The organism is Microcoleus sp. T3_B1, assembly GCF_036700445.1.
Lineage (GTDB): Bacteria > Cyanobacteriota > Cyanobacteriia > Cyanobacteriales > Microcoleaceae > Microcoleus.
Genome location: NZ_JAUBOX010000015.1, coordinates 41,010 through 59,909, shown reverse-complemented (window position 1 = coordinate 59,909; position 18,900 = coordinate 41,010). Strand labels below are relative to the sequence as shown.

Annotated in this window: 17 protein-coding genes and 1 pseudogene; 10 read left to right on the top strand and 8 right to left on the bottom strand. The window is 47.0% G+C overall.

Translation table 11 applies throughout. The features are described from left to right. Positions 1-96: 96 nt before the first annotated feature. The 9 genes from opcA (at position 97) to QT990_RS10855 (ending at position 8,999) form a co-directional block, all read left to right on the top strand. On the top strand, positions 97-1,461 hold the full coding sequence (gene opcA, locus QT990_RS10895) for a glucose-6-phosphate dehydrogenase assembly protein OpcA (protein WP_333142120.1): 1,365 nt from the start codon (positions 97-99) through the stop codon (positions 1,459-1,461). Between the two features lie 388 nt (positions 1,462-1,849). Further along, positions 1,850-3,460 (top strand): cobyrinate a,c-diamide synthase, encoded by a 1,611-nt coding sequence (locus QT990_RS10890; protein WP_333142121.1) that lies wholly within the window; start codon positions 1,850-1,852, stop codon positions 3,458-3,460. 99 nt (positions 3,461-3,559) lie between these two features. Beyond that, positions 3,560-4,051, top strand: a complete 492-nt coding sequence (locus QT990_RS10885; RefSeq protein ID WP_333142122.1) for an ureidoglycolate lyase — start codon at positions 3,560-3,562, stop codon at positions 4,049-4,051. A 194-nt stretch (positions 4,052-4,245) separates the two neighbouring features. Beyond that, positions 4,246-5,505, top strand: a complete 1,260-nt coding sequence (gene codA, locus QT990_RS10880) for a cytosine deaminase (protein WP_333142123.1) — start codon at positions 4,246-4,248, stop codon at positions 5,503-5,505. A 150-nt stretch (positions 5,506-5,655) separates the two neighbouring features. Beyond that, on the top strand, positions 5,656-6,108 hold the full coding sequence (locus tag QT990_RS10875) for a KGK domain-containing protein (RefSeq protein ID WP_333142124.1): 453 nt from the start codon (positions 5,656-5,658) through the stop codon (positions 6,106-6,108). A gap of 96 nt (positions 6,109-6,204) precedes the next feature. Further along, positions 6,205-6,657 carry a hypothetical protein gene (locus tag QT990_RS10870; protein WP_333142125.1) on the top strand — a complete coding sequence of 151 codons (453 nt, stop codon included), beginning with the start codon at positions 6,205-6,207 and terminating at the stop codon, positions 6,655-6,657. Continuing rightward, positions 6,658-7,215, top strand: a complete 558-nt coding sequence (locus QT990_RS10865; RefSeq protein WP_333142126.1) for a KGK domain-containing protein — start codon at positions 6,658-6,660, stop codon at positions 7,213-7,215. Between the two features lie 119 nt (positions 7,216-7,334). Next, positions 7,335-7,511, top strand: a complete 177-nt coding sequence (locus QT990_RS10860; RefSeq protein ID WP_333123882.1) for a DUF4089 domain-containing protein — start codon at positions 7,335-7,337, stop codon at positions 7,509-7,511. 24 nt (positions 7,512-7,535) lie between these two features. Then, complete coding sequence (locus tag QT990_RS10855; protein WP_333465234.1) at positions 7,536-8,999, top strand: AtzE family amidohydrolase; 1,464 nt, start codon at positions 7,536-7,538, stop codon at positions 8,997-8,999. Between the two features lie 11 nt (positions 9,000-9,010). Here QT990_RS10855 and rpsU read toward each other — a convergent pair whose 3' ends face one another. From rpsU to QT990_RS10815, 7 genes and pseudogenes are all read right to left on the bottom strand, one after another. Continuing rightward, positions 9,011-9,205, bottom strand: a complete 195-nt coding sequence (rpsU, locus tag QT990_RS10850) for a 30S ribosomal protein S21 (protein ID WP_006632476.1) — start codon at positions 9,203-9,205, stop codon at positions 9,011-9,013. A gap of 306 nt (positions 9,206-9,511) precedes the next feature. After that, a protein-coding gene (gene prfB / locus QT990_RS10845) for a peptide chain release factor 2 (RefSeq protein ID WP_333142128.1) occupies positions 9,512-10,628 on the bottom strand; the annotation gives its coding sequence in 2 pieces (ribosomal slippage) (positions 9,512-10,555 and positions 10,557-10,628; 1,116 coding nt in all). Positions 10,629-10,695: 67 nt separating this feature from the next. Continuing rightward, a protein-coding gene (locus QT990_RS35810) for a PCRF domain-containing protein (RefSeq protein WP_445300664.1) occupies positions 10,696-11,815 on the bottom strand; the annotation gives its coding sequence in 2 pieces (ribosomal slippage) (positions 10,696-11,743 and positions 11,742-11,815; 1,122 coding nt in all). A 67-nt stretch (positions 11,816-11,882) separates the two neighbouring features. Further along, a complete protein-coding gene (locus tag QT990_RS10830; protein WP_333465252.1) occupies positions 11,883-12,302 on the bottom strand; it encodes a peptide chain release factor-like protein in 420 nt (139 codons plus the stop codon). Between the two features lie 24 nt (positions 12,303-12,326). Next, positions 12,327-12,899, bottom strand: a pseudogene (locus tag QT990_RS10825) (PCRF domain-containing protein); the annotation flags it as partial. A gap of 201 nt (positions 12,900-13,100) precedes the next feature. Then, on the bottom strand, positions 13,101-14,684 hold the full coding sequence (locus QT990_RS10820; RefSeq protein ID WP_333142129.1) for a tetratricopeptide repeat protein: 1,584 nt from the start codon (positions 14,682-14,684) through the stop codon (positions 13,101-13,103). 243 nt (positions 14,685-14,927) lie between these two features. Beyond that, on the bottom strand, positions 14,928-15,656 hold the full coding sequence (locus QT990_RS10815; RefSeq protein WP_333465233.1) for a Bax inhibitor-1 family protein: 729 nt from the start codon (positions 15,654-15,656) through the stop codon (positions 14,928-14,930). A 550-nt stretch (positions 15,657-16,206) separates the two neighbouring features. Between QT990_RS10815 and QT990_RS10810 the strand changes: the two genes are divergently transcribed. Then, positions 16,207-16,536 carry a PEP-CTERM sorting domain-containing protein gene (locus QT990_RS10810; protein WP_333105776.1) on the top strand — a complete coding sequence of 110 codons (330 nt, stop codon included), beginning with the start codon at positions 16,207-16,209 and terminating at the stop codon, positions 16,534-16,536. Between the two features lie 82 nt (positions 16,537-16,618). On the opposite strand, the gene QT990_RS10805 is transcribed toward QT990_RS10810, so the two are convergent. Beyond that, entirely contained in the window at positions 16,619-18,880 is a 2,262-nt protein-coding gene (locus QT990_RS10805; RefSeq protein WP_333465232.1) for a VWA domain-containing protein, read from the bottom strand. Positions 18,881-18,900 lie beyond the last annotated feature (20 nt).

The following is an 18,900-nucleotide window of genomic DNA, read 5'->3' as shown; positions in this document are numbered from 1 at the left end:
GAAAACTGAAAACTGACAACTGAAAACTGAAAACTGAAAACTGAAAACTGACAACTGACCACTGACAACTGACTAATAAGAAAGGAGAAAAGATTTATGACGATGACACCGATGAAAGCTCCGCCCCTGGTTTCGCTACAAAGTCCTAAAGATGTGTCGATCGACCAAATAGAGGCCGAATTGAGTCAAATTTGGGAAAGTTACAGAGAATCGGGGTCTAAGGGCGATTTTCCGATCGCTACTAGGGCAACAACTTTTACTTTTGTAGTCTACGAACCGGAAGAAACTCAGCAGTTATTGGCGGATCTGGGGTTTTACGACGGGCCGGTGGACGGTATTACCGGGCCGATGACGGCATCTAGCATCAGGGCGGCTCAAAAAGCTTACGGGCTGCCGAGAACTGGCAAAGCTAACGCGGAATTGCTGGCGACTTTGCGGGAAGAAGTGGCTCGCAAAAATTCAAAAGGCGAGGAGATGGGATCGAGTGGCTTGGGTTCCGGGGGTTCGGGGGTGGCTGACGCGATCGTGGCTGCCAATCCCTGCCGGATTATTGCTCTGTGCCCGACGGCGGGGGAAGATACGGGCGTGCAGGCTCAAGTGGCTGCTTATTGTCCGGTTCACAAGCGCACCAGCGGCAATCTGATCTGCTGCGAGTACATTACGCTGCGGGGTACGGAAGCTGCGCTGGAACGGGTGAGCGGCATCGTGACGGCCTTGACTATCGGTGATTTGCCGACGCTGCTGTGGTGGAAGGCGAATCCCGATGCCGATCGAGGTTTATTCCAACGGCTGGCGACAATTAGCAGTTCTGTGATTGTTGACTCTAGCAGCTTTGCCGAGTGTGAAGCGGAATTGCTGTTGATGCAAAGTCTGATCGAAGAGGGAATTCCGATCGCGGATCTCAATTGGCGCCGGCTGGCCGCATGGCAGGAGTTGGCTGCTGAGGCTTTTGACGCCCCGGAACGTCGCGCTGCGATTCGGGAAATCGATCGGGTGACGATCGATTACGAACAGGACAATTCTACTCAAGCGCTGATGTATTTGGGTTGGCTGGCGAGCCGGCTTCAGTGGCGTCCGGTTGCTTTCAAACAGGAAGAGGGCGATTACCAAATCAAGCGAATTAAATTCGCGGGGCCCGACGAACGGGTTGTCGAAGCCGAGTTGGCTGCTATTCCTACTGCTGATACGGGCGATGTCGCGGGCGATTTGATTGCTGTGCGTTTGAATTCTACAAACGAAAAGGCTGACTGCGGTACAGTTCTGTGTTCGGAAGCGGGCGGCTGTATGCGGATGGAAACGAAGGGCGGCGCTCAAACCGATCGGTTTAACCAGGTGAGTCCTCTGTTCGATCAGGTGACGGAACAGTTGCTGGGCCAGCACCTCCAGAGTTGGGGCCGAGATGTGCTTTACGAAGAAAGTTTGGCAGTGACGGCTCAAATGCTGAAGTTGGCTAAACAGTAAAAAGAAGTTCGGCAACGGATTGTGTAGCGGATGTAACGGATGTAACGGATGGATGGAATCAGGAGAAAGGAGAAAAAAATAAGCAAGACGGATTGAGTTAACATTCAGTGGGGCAGGCAATGTCTGCCCTACTTTTATTCTTCTCTTTTCTTCCTTCGCGCTCTTGGCGTCTTCGCGGTTCGTTAAATAGTTATTATTTGAGCGGTTCGAGAGCAATACTCATAACTTGATCAACTGTCTATTTTTATGAGGAAGGATTGCATAAATCTTTGATTGATACAGAAACCGCAGATGCAAGGCAGATTAACACAGATAAACGCAGATAATTTCCTGATTGGAAAGCGACTTTGGCAATCTTATCTATTATTTATTTTAACTAACTAGAACTATGGCTTTAGTAATTGCTGGCGAACGCAGCGGTGCGGGAAAGACTACTGTAACGATCGCCCTTTTAGCTTATTTAGTCCGTCGCGGCTTGAATGTTCAATCGTTTAAGGTAGGTCCGGATTACATTGACCCCATGTTTCATGCTTTTGTTACTGGTCGCCCCTGTAGGAATTTAGACCCGGTATTAACGTCTGAATCTTATGTAAAAAAGTGTTTTTCTCGTCATATTCAAGATGTCGATTATGCCTTAGTTGAAGGGGTGATGGGACTATTTGATGGGGTTTCTCGGAAGAAAGAAGAAGAAAGTTCGGCAACGGATGTAACGGATGTAACCGATGTAACCGATAGAAGTTCGGCAACGGTTGTACGAGATGTAAAGGATTTAACGGATTTAACGGATTTAAGGAAGCCAGAAGGAAAACAACACTATTCTATTTCCTTTGCTTCTACGGCTCATGTTGCTTCTTTGCTGAATTTGCCGGTATTGTTTGTGATAGATTGCAGCAGGCTCTCTGGTTCTGTGGCTGCGATCGCCCACGGTTTTCGTTCTTTTAACCCTGACCTTAAATTCGCTGGTTTGGTGCTAAATCGGGTGGCAAGCGATCGACATTTGGAACTGCTTCAAGATGCTCTCAAACCGCTCAATTTACCTATTTTGGGCGTTTTGCGTAGGGATGAGGCTGTTACTATTCCCGATCGACATTTGGGTTTGATTCCGGCTGAAGAGTTGCCGAATCTTCATGGTGCGATCGATAAACTGGCTGATTTGGCTGCTGTTAGTTTTGACTGGGAGCAACTTTTGCCTTTGTTGGCTGCAACTCGAAATGGGGGGGGTGAGGGGTCAGAGCAACTTTCAGGTAGGCACAGTCTCCCTTCGGGAATTGTAACTCAAAAAGATGATGTTGTCAACTGTTTGGGAAAACAATTTGGAGTGAGGATTGCAGTTGCGCGCGATCGGGCTTTTAATTTTTACTATCAGGACAATCTTGATTTGTTGGAAGAGTTGGGTGCCGAGTTGGTATTTTGGAGTCCCCTTGATGACTCGGTTTTTCCTGACAATGTGCAAGGGTTATATTTTGGTGGTGGTTTTCCCGAAGTGTTTGCTGAGAAATTGAGCGGTAATGTTTTAATTCGGGATGCGGTAAGAAAGGCGATTTTTTCGGGAATGCCGACTTATGCGGAGTGCGGCGGTTTGATGTATTTGTGTGATTCTATTGTAGACTTCGATGGCAATTCTTGGCCCGGGGCGGGAGTGTTGGAAACTGCTGCTGCGATGGGAAAGCGTTTGACGCTGGGATACCGAGAAGCTGTGGCTGTGAGGGATAGTTCGGTGTTAACTGCGTTTGATGAGGTTTGGGGACATGAGTTTCATCGATCGCATTTAACTGTTGAACCGAGTAATCCAGTTTATCACAGTTGGAGGTATGGGAAGCGGGGGGAGGTTGAGGCGGTTGCTGAAGGTTGGGGAGTTTGTCAGGTGCACGCTTCTTATTTGCATTTGCATTGGGGTGCTCGGCCTGATATTCCGGCTCGTTTTTTGCAGCAGTGTGCTGAGTTTGATTGTAAGGGTGTTTTGGGCGATCGAGAAAGCGAACTAGATTTTTTTATTTAATTAACCGCAGAGGACGCAGAGGGCGCAGAGAAGAGAAGAGAGAGGAGTTACTGTATTAGAATGTTTTTCATGGAAAGCAGGGAGGGGATGTTGGTATTTATGAGCGAATCAATTTCAACTAAGCAGTTGTCCGCACAATGGGTGACACCGGAGAATTTTCGGAGTTACGGTCAAGTTATCTTTGCGGCTGTTGATGGCAAGTCTTTCGATGCTGAGGATGCTCAGTTAAATTTGCAAAATGGTGTTCCTAGATTTTACATTATGCGACTCCATAAGGAAGGTCGCAAGTTTCGCAAAATTACGCGGCACGTTCAATGTACTCAGTGTTTGGGTTCTTTGGAGGGGAAGGATTGGTTGATGGCGGTTGCGCCTCCTGGGGATAGCGATAAACCGAGTTTAGAGGATATGGCTGCTTTTCGGATTCCGGGCAATTGTTTTATTAAGTTAGATGTGGGGACTTGGCACGCTGGGCCGTATTTTGATGCGGATTTTGTTGATTTTTACAATCTGGAATTGAGCGATACTAATGTGGTTGACCATTTTACCTTTGATTTTGTGAAAAATCACAATCTGGAGTTTGAGATTGTCTGATGTTGGCGATTGGTAGTTGCGCTTTCTTTTTGGTGATTTTTGAGTAAGATTTTTTAACCGCAGAGGGCGCAGAGGACGCAGAGGGGGAGAAGGAGGGGGTTCGCAAGTGATTGGGGAATTCTTTTTGTCTCACTAGGCGGAATCGCCACGCTTGAAGGATAAAGTTTACAAGTGTTAAATTAAGTGCAATTGTCATGCCTGAGCAAAAGTATAGCATTGTTCTGCGCGAATGTCGTTTGTTAGGTGCGGGCGATCGCCCAACGGTTGATATTGCTATTGAGAATGAGCGAATAGTCGCCGTTTCGCCGCACATCTCAGAAGTTGGCGAACGCGAAATCGACATTCAAGGCAATTTAGTTAGTCCTCCTTTTGTGGAGTCGCACATTCATCTCGATTCGGCCTTGACTGCGGGGGAACCGCGATGGAATCAAAGCGGCACTTTGTTCGAGGGTATTCAAATCTGGGGGGAACGCAAGCAATGTTTGACTCTGGATGATGTCAAAAAACGGGCTGTTGAAACTTTAAGGCTGCAAGCGTCTCAAGGGATTTTGTTTGTCAGGAGTCACGCTGATGTTAGCGAACCGACTCTGACGGCTTTGCAAGGACTTTTGGAAGTTCGTGAAGAAGTCAAAGATTGGATGACTCTGCAAGTTGTGGCTTTTCCCCAAGACGGGATTTACGGAAGTCCAGAAAATGACAAACTTTTAGAGAAATCTCTGGATATGGGTGCGGATGCTGTGGGCGGGATTCCGCATTATGAGTTGACGCGGGAAGATGGGGTGAAGTCGGTTGAGCGAATATTTGAACTTGCTGAAAAATACAATAGATTAATAGATGTTCACTGCGATGAAATCGATGATGAACAGTCGAGATTTTTGGAAGTTGTAGCAGCTTGTGCGATTAGAAGCGGGGCTGGTTCGCGGGTGACGGCTAGCCACACGACGGCTTTCGGTTCTTACAACAATGCTTATGCTTTTAAGCTGATGGGAAGTTTGGCAAAATCGGGAATTAATTTTATTGCCAATCCTTTAATTAATATCACTCTGCAAGGCCGCGCTGATACTTATCCCAAACGCCGTGGGGTGACGCGGGTTAAGGAGTTGTGGCAGCAGGGATTGAATGTGAGTTTTGGCCACGACTGCGTGCAAGATCCTTGGTATAGTTTAGGTACGGGAAATATGTTGGATGTCGCTCATATGGCGGTTCATGTTTGTCAGATGACGGGAATGGCTGAGATTGCAGCTTGTTTTAATATGGTGACTGTCAACGGTGCTAAAACTCTCAATCTGGGAGATGATAATTATGGGATAGAGGTGGGGAAACCTGCAAATTTGATTGTGTTGGATGCTGAGGATTGTTATGATGCAATTAGGAGGCGCGCTGCGGTTCGGTATGTGATTTCGCGGGGTAAGTTGCTGGCGGAAACTGAACCGGCAAAAACAAGTTTTTTCTGACTCTCAAGTCGCACCAATTTTTCAACATGAGGTCGTACAAACCCACTCATTCCATATGTAAAATTCAAATATAACTCGCTTTGAAATCGGTATTGACTAATACAAGTAATTATGATAATTTATCATAAGTTGTGCAAAAACAAAACAAATATGAACGCTAAGTTTAAAAATTTAGACGGCGAAACAGATATTTTACTGATTCACAAAGATACTTTTACAGTTAATAGATTTAAAGAATTAATGAGTAATAAACTTGCGGAAAGGCTGAACAAAAGACACGATGGATCGAGGAAGGGTAATCCAATATTTTTTGATTTATTTTTTGATTTTTCTATGGGAGGAGTAAACGTTAGTGTTTTTGAGAGTAAATGGATTTTTCCTTCTCAAGGAATAGATTGTCAGCTTCTAAAGATTGGTTCTCAAGGCTGGCAAAAAGGCAAACTAAGAATAGAAGCATCTCTAAGTGTGGCAACAAGCACTGGCTACTGCACAATCGAGGTAATTAAATTAGAATTTTGTCCTGATGAACCTGCCCAGCCGGAATCTATTTTAGATGACATCCGCCAATCTGAGGAGTACAAGAACCTCACTAATAACACCTGATAGCCCGACAAAGATACAGATGCAGGGCTATAAAATTACATAAATTATTGCTAAAAAGTAACAATAAATCTGCAATAACGAGAAATTGGGAAAATAATGAAAATTCGCTGTATTGCTAATAGGGGTGAATCTCTCCCGGAGAAATATATAGATCCGCCACGCGGTTACACTAGAAAAGTTGAGTTGCCACTAACTATAGGTAAGGAATATGTTGTTTATGCAATCCGATCGTGGCAGGGAATAGTTTGGTACTATATTTGTGATGATAATTACACCTATTATCCCATACAGACTCCGGCACCGCTGTTTGAAGTAGTTGATAACCGAGTTTCTAAGTATTGGCAGTTTATGCTTGACCCGAATGGGGTGTTAAGGTTTGCTTTTGAGCAGTGGTTTACTGACCCTTATTTTTATGATAAGCTGACGGACCAGGAAGAGGCGGAGGTTGAGATTTTTGAGAAGGTTAAGGAATTGATGGATGCTGAGGATTTTGATTTGCCTCCGCTGGATGTTGCCGTTGAGAAGTTGCGGGAAACTGTCAGTGTTTGAGTGGGAAAAGTCCAAGAGTTAATTTATTTTTTTACGAGCTTGACTAAGATAGCGGGAAATGGTATTGAAGAGGAAGAACCCGAATTTTGTAAAAAAATGAACGAAAAGATTGAAGCCCATAAAAAATATGAGACACTAGACGGCGATGATGATGTTTTGCTATTCAATAAAGCTACTTTTACGGTGCGCCGGTTTAAAGAGCTAGCAGCCAGCAAGTTTAGAAATATATTATTGGAGGCTAATGCAGTAGAAGTTAACAAACTTCAGAAGCGGATAATTGAATTGATGAAAGAGCTGCCTATTAATGAAGAGACGAAAATTAGGGGAGGGGATATAAACTGGAACTCTCCTCAAGAAGGAATAGAGTGTCAAATTCTCAAAATTGGTTCCAAGGGTTGGCAAAAAGGAAAGGTTCAAATCGAAGTTAATTTTAATTTAGATTCTTGGGAAACGCAGACATCTATAAAGTTTTGTCCTGATGAACCACTAGAGCCTAAATCTCCTTTAGATGATATCAGACAATCCGAGGAATACAAAAAACTGAGCAATAATAACTGACTGCCCGATCGCGATTACAATACAATAATCGATCGCACCTATATCTGAACCTTAGATTTTCAACCGCAGATGAGGGCAGATGTACGCGGATGAACGCTGATGTTGTTTGGGATGGACTAATGACAAATATAGAAGAATATGTCGATCGCACCGCTGAACTGATAAACTTACCCTTAGACCCGGAACACCGCCCCGGTGTTGTGGTAAACTTCGAGAGAATAGCTGCGATCGCCCGACTCGTTACTGAATTCCCTTTACCCCCAGAAGTAGAAGTCGCGCCGGTGTTTGAACCTTAGATTTTTAACCGCAGATGAGGGCAGATGAACGCAGATGAACGCAGAAGTTTTTTAGATAAGGCGGATGCGGTTGCTACGGCAGCGGCTGTTAAATGTGGTAAGGTTACGGCTACAGAGGCGGTAAGTGCTGCTTTGGAACGGATTGCTGTTAAGGATAAAGCTTTTAATTGCTTTACTGCCATCACTGCATCAAGCGCACTCGCAGCAGCCGAAAATATAGATAATTCGATCGCAAATAACCAAAACCCAGGCCCTTTAGCAGGCGTTCCCTTCGCAGTCAAAAACCTGTACGACATCGGCGGAATTACTACTCTAGCTGGGTCAAAAATCAACGCTGACAATCCTCCGGCTACCCAGGACGCGGCGGTGGTCGCCCGACTAAAACAAGCCGGGGCTGTGCTCGTAGGTACTCTCAACATGGACGAGTACGCCTACGGTTTTGTCACCGAAAACAGCCACTACGGGCCGACTCGCAATCCCCGCGATACTACGCGCATCGCCGGCGGTTCCAGCGGCGGTTCCGCAGCAGCAGTCGCCGCCGGTTTTGTACCCATCACCCTCGGTTCTGATACTAACGGTTCCATCCGCGTACCGGCTGCTTTGTGCGGTGTCTTTGGGTTTAAGCCTACTTACGGCCGTTTGTCGAGGGCTGGCGCTTATTTATTTTCGAGTAGTTTGGATTGTGTCGGGCCGTTTGGCCGATCGATCAGAGATATGGCGCTGCTGTACGATATCCTGCAAGGCCCTGATTCTCGTGACCCAGTTTGCACTCCACGCCCGCCAGAACTTTGTTCGCCGCAGTTGAATCAAGGCATCGAAGGATTGCGAATTGCTGTTGCTGACGGGTATTTCGCTACAGGGGCCGCACCGGAAGCAATGGATGCTGTAGAAATAGTTGCTAAAGCCTTGACAAATGTCTTAGATTGTGGTATGCGGACAGAAAAAACAACAAACCCCCCAAAAATAGGGGGGCTTGCGACTGTCAGCATACCGGAATCCGATCGCGCCAGGGCTGCTGCATTTATCATTACCGCCTGCGAGGGCGGAAACTTGCATTTAGACAATTTGCGATCGCGCCCTCAAGACTTCGATCCGGCGACGCGCGATCGCTTTTTAGCGGGCACCCTGATCCCTGCGACTTGGTACTTGCAAGCGCAGAGATTCAGACAGTGGTACCGCGATCGAATTCGCGAAATATTCCAACACACAGACATCATCCTCGCACCCGCAACCCCGATAGCTGCCCCTGAAATTGGCGTCGAGAAAATGGTAATAGCCGGACAAGAAATCTTAGTGCGTCCCAATCTCGGACTGTTCACCCAACCCCTATCATTTATTGGCTTGCCCGTTCTTTGCGTGCCCGTACAGCGGCCCGGCGCTTTGCCCTTGGGGGTACAAATTATTGGTGCTCCCTACAGCGAAGCGGTGATTCTCCGAGTCGCTGCGGTACTAGAATCGCAAGGCATTATATCTGCCGAATCAATTTAGTGCTAATAATTCTAGGGTTTGTTGTTGCGGTGGAAGCGTCTCTTAGTCCTTCTGGCAATAGCTTTGCGCTTCTGCTTTTCCAACGGGGTTTCAAAGTGGCGGTGCTTTCTCATGTCGGGGAAAATGCCCGCTTTAGAAACTTGTCGCTTAAACCGTCGCAGGGCTGACTCAATCCCTTCATTTTCGCCTATTACAACTTGGGTCATTATTTCTCCTTTTGTTCGGTAGATCAAGTTTTATCATATCAAGCTTTTTGGCCGCGCGACCTGTTGAAGGTCGGGAGATCGACCAAAACCCAAAAATCATACCAGAAAATTGGTTCGTAGTGAGGACTTCAGTCCTTCTTTTTTGCGGACTGAAGTCCTCACTACAAACCCAAATTTTCCTAGTGAGGAATACAAGTCCTGCTTTTTTGCGGACTGAAGTCCTCATTGACTACTGACTACTGACTACTGACTACTGTCAACTGACTACTGACTACTGACTACTGACTACTGACTACTGTCAATTGACTACTGACTACTGACCAACTGATTTTCCTGCCGCAGGTAAGCTTGAATAAACGGGTCTAATTCGCCGTTCATTACATCTGCGATGGCGGTTGTTTCCACTCCAGTACGCAAATCCTTGACCATTTGGTATGGGTGAAAAACATAATTGCGAATTTGGTTGCCCCAAGCTGCCTCTACCATGTCGCCGCGAATCTCGGCAATTTCCGAAGCCCGCTGTTCCTTAGCAACCACCAACAGCCTAGCCTTGAGTAATGCCAGAGCTTTTTCCTTATTTTGCAACTGACTGCGTTCTTCTGTGCAGCGGACGGCCAAGCCGGTAGGAAGGTGAACGATGCGGACTGCGGTTTCTACCTTGTTAACATTTTGCCCGCCCTTGCCGCCAGCGCGGGAAGTCGTGATTTCCAAATCCTTTTCGGGAATGTCCAACTTGACGGATCGATCGAGAATTGGCATCACTTCAACGCCAGCAAAACTGGTTTGACGCTTGTCATTAGCATTAAAAGGCGAAATTCTGACCAAGCGGTGAGTGCCTTTTTCCGATCGCATATAACCGTAAGCGTAGCGGCCGACAATTTCCAAAGAAGCCGATTTAACACCTGCTTCCTCTCCCTCGGAAATTTCCATTAAATGTACTTTGTAACCTTGACTTTCCCCCCAGCGGGTGTACATCCGCAGCAGCATTTCGGCCCAATCTTGAGCATCCGTGCCGCCGGCCCCGGCGTTAATTGTCAAAACAGCGCCGCCTTCGTCGTAGGGCCCAGATAGTAATTGTTGCAGTTCCCACTGGTCGAGTTCGCGGGTTAACTGAGAAAGACTCGATGAGGCTTCTTGGAACAGGGACTCATCGGCTTCTAACTCCAGCAGTTCTAAAATAGCTTTAGCATCTTCCAAGCTCGTTTGCCAGCCGCGATATTGGTCTAAGTGAGATTTGAAGTCATTAAGTTCTTGCAGGGTTTCTTGGGCTCGATCTTGGTCGTCCCAAAATGCTGGTTGGGCGCAGATTTGCTCTAAATCTTGAATTTTCGCTGTAAGTGCGGGGATGTCAAAGATAGTCCTGGGTTGCACCCAGTCGATCGGACAAAGTTTCGATATTGTGTTTGATGTCTAGAACTTCCACTGTTAGTTCTCCGGCGTTGTGGGGTGTATTTTTGAGTTTAGCTGAAATTTTGCTCTAAATGTGCAAATCAATTTTTCAGTAGCACACCAGCTTTGATAAATGAGTCAAGTTTGCCGTCGAGCACCTCGGCGACGGCTGTTGTTTGGATTCCTGTACGCAGATCCCAAACTTTGCCCTGGTTCGCGCTGTCGCTGGCAAATTGATATTCCCGAATTGGTTGGTTAAGGACTGTTTTTAGGATCTCGCCCTGAATATCTGCAAGCTGTTGAACTCCTTGTCTTTGCATAATAGCAAACAGTTTGCTGGTGAGAACCGCCAAAGCCTTTTTTCTATTTTGCAATCGACTCCGCTCCTCCCCAGATATTGCAGAAATACCAGTAGGAACATGAACAATCCTCACCCAACTTTCGAGTGGGTCACTACTCTTCAGGTTGCTACGAGGCAAGATTATTAACTCTAAATCCTGCTGTGGAATCTCCAGTTCCACATACATGGGCACAACTTCCACCGTCGCTGAACTCGCCTGCTTTCTGGTAATATTAAAAGGCGATGTACGTTTCAGTAGATGCACTCCGGTTTCTGACTTTAGATAGCCGTAAGCGTAACGTCCCTCTATTGCCAAAGTTACAGAATTAACTCCTCCTCTTACCAAAATTGCAGAATTAATTTCTAGATACTCCAATAGGGAACCTTCAACATCCGCAACTTTATAGCCTCGGTTTTCTCCCCAACGATAATACATTCTCCGCAACATTTCTGCCCAGTCTTGAGCATCTAGGTCATCTATTGCTGTATTAATTATCAGGTAGGCTCCATTTTTGTCGCAAGGCCCGCTCAAGGATTGCTCTAATTCATACTCTTCGAGAGAGCAGTTAAGTTGAGCTAAATTAGTTTGAAGTTCTTGCTCTAATTCCTCGTCAGCTTGAAATTCGAGTAACTCCAGTGCTGCTGTAGCATCTGCCAAAATTGTTTGGCACTGGTTGAGTTTTGCCTGGTAGGATTGGAGTGCGTCTAGTTCTTGGAGTAGCCGTTCGCCTGTATTGATGCTGTTGCCCGATTTCGGCTGTGCTGCTAGCTGTTGTAACTTTTGGCTCTCGGCGGTTAATGCTGAGCTAAAGACAGTCTTGTAGACCCGTTAGGCGATCGGACAATGTTTCGATGTTGTGTTTGATGTGTAGAATTTCCACTGTCAGTTCTCCGGCGTTGTGGGGTGTATTTTTGAGTTTAGCTGAAATGTTGCTCTAAATGTGCAAATCAATTTTTCAGTAGCACACCAGCTTTGATAAATGAGTCAAGTTTGCCGTCGAGCACCTCGGCGACGGCTGTTGTTTGGATTCCTGTACGCAGATCCCAAACTTTGCCCTGGTTCGCGCTGTCGCTGGCAAATTGATATTCCCGAATTGGTTGGTTAAGGACTGTTTTTAGGCGAGCAACCTGAATGTCTGCAAGCTGTTGAACTCCTTGTCTTTGCATAATAGCAAACAGTTTGCTTTTGAGAAGCGCCAAAGCCCTTTCTCTATTTTGCAATCGACTCCGCTCCTCCCCAGATATTGCAGAAATACCAGTAGGAATGTGAACAATCCTCACCAAAGTTCGGACTACACACCTCACGTAGGGAGGAGGCAAGATTATTAATTCTAAATCCTGCTGTGGAATCTCCAGTTCCACATACATTGGCACAACTTCCACCGTCGCTGAACTCGCCTGCTTTCTGGTAATATTAAAAGGCGATGTACGTTTCAGTAGATGCACCCCGGTTTCTGACTTTAGATAGCCGTAAGCGAAACGTCCGTCTATTGCCAAAGTTAGAGAATTAACTCCTCCTATTTCCAAAATAGCAGAATTAATTTTTACATACTCCAATAGGGAATCTTCAACCAACATAACTCTATAGCCTCGGTTTTGTCCCCAATGAGCATACATTCTCAGCAACATTTGTGCCCAGTCTAGAGCATCTAAGTCATCTATTGGTGCACTAATTATCAGGTAGGCTCCATTTTTGTCGCAAGGCCCGCTCAAGGATTGCTCTAATTCATACTCTTCGAGAGAGCAGTTGAGTTGAGCTAAATTAGTTTGAAGTTCTTGCTCTAATTCCTCGTCAGCTTGAAATTCGAGTAACTCCAGTGCTGCTGTAGCATCTGCCAAAATTGTTTGGCACTGGTTGAGTTTTGCCTGGTAGGATTGGAGTGCGTCTAGTTCTTGGAGTAGCCGTTCGCCTGTATTGATGCTGTTGCCCGATTTCGGCTGTGCTGCTAGCTGTTGTAACTTTTGGCTCTCGGCGGTTAATGCTGAGCTAAAGACAGTCTTGTAGACCCGTTAGGCGATCGGACAAAGTTTCGATATGGTGTTTTATGTGTAGAATTTCCACGGTTAGTTCTCCTAGTTGTGGGCTGCATTTTTGCAGTTTAGCAGAAATTTCGACATTTCAGCAATTAATCCGTGTATCCGTGTCCAAATCCGTGTTCTTCCTTCTTAGATATACTGCGAACCTGTTGAATTGAAAGTTTTACCGCATTCGTGAGCGCATACGTCCAACCTTTTAGAACAGGAAAAACTTTTTGTGAGGTCTTCGCGAAACCAATCTCTGGCGATCGCATCTTTCACCGATTGAGTTCTGAGAGAATTAAAACCATTTCCGTACTTTTCAATTAAAGCCAGCATTTGCGGTCTGTAAGTGTGGTTATAAACAGCGTATTTAGTATGGCTTACCCAACAGCAAGGCCAGAGTTCCGCTTCAAAACTGATGAAAATCTCTTTGCTGGCTTGAGTTTGACAGCTAATTTCTACATTTCGGTAGTAATTGTTTAGGCTACCAAATTTTTCTACCGCTTGGATAAATTGGTCTCCCTGGGGATTTTTATATTGTTCCAACGATGGGGGTTGAAGTTCTTCGCTGGCTGGCTTTGATGGGACAGAAGGAGTTGGTTCTGGTGCTTGAGATGTTTCGATAGCTATAGCTTGATACCAAGCATAATTGGCTTTTTCTGGTTGCCCCAACTGCGTCAAGACTTTAGCTAAATTGCGATAAGCTCCTGCAAAATTTGGTTTAAGCTCGATCGCCTTTTGGTAATAAGCACTAGCTGGCTGCCACTGTTGCTGTTGAGCATAAAGACTGCCGACATTAGCATAAACTTCTGGAAAATCAGGCTGAATTTTAAGTGCCTTGGCGTAACAGTCTGCTGCTGCTTGCATCTTCCCCAAACCTTGAACAGCATTGCCCAAAGTTTTCCAGGCTGCTGCAAAATTAGGTTGAATTTTTAGGGCTTGTTGGCAGGCTGCGATCGCCTCTGAGAGCTTTCCTTGTTTCAAACAGTCCTCAGCTTGTTTGTGCAAGCCAACAGCGGTCTGTGTTTGATTTTGAGGGGCTGACACATTAGCGGTTGCTGGTTGGTTTGGGCGATCGCTCTTAGCCTCTACCGGAGAGTTTTCTGCCTTCTGAGGCTGTTGATTTGCGGACTCTTTCTCATAGATCTCTTTCGCCACAAAACGAGAGGTTGCTTTCGGTACAAACTCGACAAATCCTAATTGTTGGGCTAAATCCCGCGCTGCTTCTACTTGGTGCTGGTTGTGTTCAAATATCAAGTAGTGCCATACAGCTTTTCCGCCTGCTTGGATAAAGGCATTAACCGACTGCATTATCCTGTCCCAGTTGGTATTTTGGCGGTAGATGCTGTTAGTATCGGCCAACCCGTCGATACTAAAAGTTACGCTGTCGTTTTCTCCTGTCATCGCCTTTGCCAGGGCTTGCCACCAGTCGGGATTGCGTCCGCTACCATTAGTATAAAGCCCGATTTGAGGAACTCCCATGCGGTGCAAATACTCGATCGCCGGAATTGTGGTATTGCTAGTCATAGCATCGCCGTAGTTGCCGCACATATAAACCAAATCCAACTGAGAGCAAAACTCTTGTGGGAAAATTCTCTCAATATCCTCCATCTTTAATTCTGCCCCCGGCAAAATCGGGTTGTCGGTGCGGGGACACTGCGGGCAAGCTGCATTGCACCTGGAGGTAATTTCTACGCTGACTCTCCTGATATCTTCATATTTTAAGTACATGAGTTTTCCCCAATTAATTTGTGATTAATATTGAAATCGCGCTCGACAGAATTAGATAACAAGACCTTTGATAGAGTGATTAAAAAGTAACATTATACTTCATGTCTGTCGCCTGCGGACATGATATAAGTTTTTTAAATAAGGGACAGAGGACGCGATGACGACTATCTTGGTGGTAAATCTTAATCAAAAACCGCGGCCCGATGTCGATCGATCCGCGGTTTTTTTAAGCTAAAGTTTCAATTAATCCCGGCCGTTGAGAGCAATCAGCAGGCGCAGAATGAAAATGAACAAGTTGATGTAGGTCAAGTACATCGACAGAGCGGCGGGCAAATACTGGTCGTCGCGGTAGGTGCGGGGTAATATGTAAAAATCGACGATCGCAGCGCCGGCAAATATAAACACGCCGACGCCAGAAATCCCAATTTCCAACCAGGTTGGGGTGTAGACGCCAAATAGAGAGAGCAGAAACTGACCGCCAACTACGACTAACAAAGCAATGACACCTAAACTGATAGTTTTGGTGAGGGCCATGCCGTCTTGTTCAGAAAGGTTGGAGCCAATTTGGCGGGCGGCGATGAAGGTAATGCCGCATCCGAGTGCGGCAAAAGCGATGCCGGAGATGCCGACACCTTGGGTTCTGAGGGCTGTAAATACCAATCCGCTGAGGGTGTAGCCGGAAAGCAGGCTGTAGGTTGCCAGCAGGGGCAAAGCGGTATTTTTGTTGCCTTGTTCGGCGGCGGCGCGGGCGACGAAGAATAGAATTAATTCTACGACGATCGCAGCGATGAATGTGGGGAAAAAGATCCCGGGATAGTTACGAATCACTCCGAGGCCGCCGTAGGTGCCGACAGCAGTTAAGACAAGTCCGCCGCCCACGAAGGGGAGAGCGTTGGAGATGACGTTGGGGCCTACTAGCGCGTGGTTTTTGGCCTCGCGCACGGCTTCGCGGAAATTGCTAGTGTTACTCACGAGGATTTACCTAATGTTGGCTGAGAATTGCTATCTCTATTTTGACAGCTTTACACTTTGTTTGCAAAACCTGAAAGAGTTTAAAGATTTGATAAAGAAGGGGGGTGAAATCACTCCCAAGCAGGGATCGATTGTTTATAATCGACTGCGTACAGGTATGTGTCGTGTCGCTGTCTCGCAGCGTTGCGCGTCGCGGCAAAGCTATAATTGAGGTTAAAGGGCCGGCGCTATCTGCGGCCAGGGGCCAGCTTAAAGTCTATCAGATCGCAGATAGCTGAAGTCAATCAATTTTGGATTGGGGATTTACGATTGGAGATTAAGGAGTATATGCTAGAGACAGGGGCCACAGTTGATTTTAGGTTTTTGATTTGCGACTTAGTTGAAACTAGGGGCCAGAAACTTCAATAATCTAAAATCTAAAATCTAAAATCTAAAATCTAAAATCTAAAATCGGTTCCGTTAATGGCTAAGGTAGCTTAGACAGAGGATACCCGGAAAATTAATGAATAGATCGAGTTCTATCGACAAAGTGCTAAATAGGTAATGTCCAATGACCACATTTTTTGAGCGCAAATTATTGCCACCTACAGCCGGGATTTTATTGGCTGCCGCCGCCGTTATCTCCGGCGGTCAAGCTGCCGTTGCAGCTAATTTCCGAGCCGTTTATACCGCTACTTCAGGGCAGGGTTCAGAATATTTGCTGCTGGCCCAGAATAGCGGTCAACTCCCCCAAGGTACAAATTCTTCCAGCCAGAACCAGGCAACGCCAAGCCGGGAGTCTCTCCCCGCCAGAATTCCTGAGCCTTCGACGGTGGTAGGGTTGGGTTTAGTTGCGGGTTCGCTGGCGCTGACTCGCCGGAGAGTGAGAGTTAAAAATTAGACTTTGGGCAAAAAGTCTAATTTTTGGATTTTTAACCGCAGATAAACGCGGATAAACGCAGATAAATCCGGGTATCAGGATTTTAGCCGATCGCGTCGCGCAGAGCATTTTTAGTCATAGCTGCGATCGACTGTTCGGTAGCTTTCGGCAAGTGATAGTATTTCCCTCCAGAAGTCTTGGCCAATTCCTTCGCAAAGCCAGTCGAAATAAACTTGCTCTCGGTATCAATCACCAGCAACTGCATTCCCAACCCACGAATTTTGGCAGCAATTTCTAACAATTCCTTTTTAATATCAGGCTTTTCTCCTTCTACAATCGGTTCGCCCAAAGAACGAGCCAAAGGAATATTACCGCGTCCGTCAGTAATGGCGACAATCGCAACTTGACCGATATCTCCAGACTGCCGCGCGTTGACTCCCACCCGCACTGCTTGAGTCAAACCGTGGGCCAGGGGAGAACCGCCACCGCAGGGCAAACGTTCCAAACGCTTGCGGGCTAAGGCTATGGAGCGAGTGGGCGGTAGCAGCACTTCTGCTTGTTCTCCGCGAAAGGGAATGAGAGCAACTTGGTCGCGGCTTTGATAAGCTTCTGTGAGTAGCTGCATGACTGCACCTTTGGCCGACTGCATTCGGTTGAGGGCCATCGAACCGGAGGCATCGACGACAAATACGACTAAAGCTCCAGCTTTTCTGGCCAAGCGCTTCGCCCGAATGTCTCCCTGTTCCACAAATACACGGCGTTCAACCCCCCCTTGCCCCCCCTTGCTAAGGGGGGGTTGACTCGCCTGTTGCCCCCCGTTACTAAGGGGGGGTTGACTCGCCTGTTGCCCCCCGTTACCAAGGGGGGGTTGACTCGCCTGTTGCCCCCCGTTACCAAGGGGGGGTTGACTCGCCTGTTGCCCCCCCTTACTAAGGGGGGGTTGGGGGGGGTTAGAATTCCTGTCGCGACGGGCTTTTTGGTAAGGTGCGGCGGCTCGGAGGGTAGCGTCAACGGCGATGCGGCGGACGGGGCCTTTGGGTAAGACTGGCTTGACGTAACGGCCTCTATCTTCGGAGAAAATGGTGCTGCGGCTGCCCGATTTGCCTTGTTTGTTGGCGGATTGTTGGGCGAATAAAAGCACGCTGGGGTCGAGAATTACGCCTTCGGGGTCGAAGAGAAATTCTTCGGGAATGGTATCTTTTTCTGGTTCTTCTTCAGGTTCCGGGTTGTCTTCATCCTCTTGGTCTTCTTCGTCTTCTTGCTCGTTTTCTGGTTCGTCTTGTTCTTGTTCTGACTGCTTTTGGGGAGGCGGTGGAGGGGGAGGAGGAGGAGAGTTTTCGTCTGGGGGAGTTTGGATGATGGTGGCGCGGGGTACGATGACTAATTCTACGGCGCGGCGCAGGTCTTCGGCGTTAACTTCTGTGCGTCCTTCGATGGCGGCGGCGGCTTTGGCGACGCGGACTGCGAATATTTCGGCGCGGTGTCCTTGAACGCCGCCCCGGATGGCTTCTTCTACTAGGTAGGCAATTTGTTCGCGTTTAATACTGACATCTTTGAGCCATTCTCTGGCTAGGATGATTTGGGTTTTGAGGTTGTCGGTGTCTTCGCTGTATTGATTGAGAAATTCTTGGGGGGATCGGGAGTAGGATAAAGCTTGTTCTACTGCATAGACTCTTTCTTCTAGTTCGAGTGCTGCGTCGGCTGAAAGTACGATCGCGATGCGATCGAGCAAATGTTCTCTCAGCGGCCCTTCTTCGGGGTTGTATGTGGCGATAAATAGAGGTTTGCAGGGGTGTTGAAAGCTAATGCCTTCGCGTTCTATTTGGTTGCGTCCTTCGGTTAATACTGTTAGCAATTGGTTGGAAATGTTGTCGTCGAGGAGGTTAATTTCGTCTACATAAAGTACGCCTCGATTTGCTTGGGCTAAGAGTCCGGGTTGAAATACGGTTTGGCCGAATTTTACTGATTGTTCGACATCGACGGAACCTAAGAGTCGGTCTTCGGTGACACCCAAAGGAATTTGAATGAATGGTGTGGGAATTATTTCAGTATTTAAGGAATTAGTATCGGTGGTGTGGGCATCTTGCCCGCCATTTTCTGGTAACAAGCCTGATGCCTGTTCGGCAATAATTTCATTAGGTTCGGCGTTGCAAAAAGAATCTTTAACAATTTCAATGGGTGGCAGTAATGAGTGCAAGGCGCGGGCCATTACTGATTTTGCTGTACCGCGGCGGCCTGCGATCGCAACTCCTCCCAATCCGGGATCGACTGCTGCTAACAGCAGGGCTAATTTGATTGCTTCTTGCCCGACTACGGCGGTGAGGGGAAAGGCTGTGGTGGAAGGGCTAAGGTTGGCTGCAGGCATAGGATTTTCGGATGTAAAAA

Excerpts from the sequence above, each read along its gene's own strand:
- opcA (WP_333142120.1), top strand. The coding sequence starts at position 97 with ATGACGATGACACCGATGAAAGCTCCGCCCCTGGTTTCGCTACAAAGT.
- QT990_RS10890 (WP_333142121.1), top strand. The coding sequence starts at position 1,850 with ATGGCTTTAGTAATTGCTGGCGAACGCAGCGGTGCGGGAAAGACTACT.
- QT990_RS10885 (WP_333142122.1), top strand. The coding sequence starts at position 3,560 with ATGAGCGAATCAATTTCAACTAAGCAGTTGTCCGCACAATGGGTGACA.
- codA (WP_333142123.1), top strand. The coding sequence starts at position 4,246 with ATGCCTGAGCAAAAGTATAGCATTGTTCTGCGCGAATGTCGTTTGTTA.
- QT990_RS10875 (WP_333142124.1), top strand. The coding sequence starts at position 5,656 with ATGAACGCTAAGTTTAAAAATTTAGACGGCGAAACAGATATTTTACTG.
- QT990_RS10870 (WP_333142125.1), top strand. The coding sequence starts at position 6,205 with ATGAAAATTCGCTGTATTGCTAATAGGGGTGAATCTCTCCCGGAGAAA.
- QT990_RS10860 (WP_333123882.1), top strand. The coding sequence starts at position 7,335 with ATGACAAATATAGAAGAATATGTCGATCGCACCGCTGAACTGATAAAC.
- QT990_RS10855 (WP_333465234.1), top strand. The coding sequence starts at position 7,536 with ATGAACGCAGATGAACGCAGAAGTTTTTTAGATAAGGCGGATGCGGTT.
- rpsU (WP_006632476.1), bottom strand. The coding sequence starts at position 9,205 with ATGACCCAAGTTGTAATAGGCGAAAATGAAGGGATTGAGTCAGCCCTG.
- QT990_RS10830 (WP_333465252.1), bottom strand. The coding sequence starts at position 12,302 with ATGTATGTGGAACTGGAGATTCCACAGCAGGATTTAGAATTAATAATC.
- QT990_RS10820 (WP_333142129.1), bottom strand. The coding sequence starts at position 14,684 with ATGTACTTAAAATATGAAGATATCAGGAGAGTCAGCGTAGAAATTACC.
- QT990_RS10810 (WP_333105776.1), top strand. The coding sequence starts at position 16,207 with ATGACCACATTTTTTGAGCGCAAATTATTGCCACCTACAGCCGGGATT.
- QT990_RS10805 (WP_333465232.1), bottom strand. The coding sequence starts at position 18,880 with ATGCCTGCAGCCAACCTTAGCCCTTCCACCACAGCCTTTCCCCTCACC.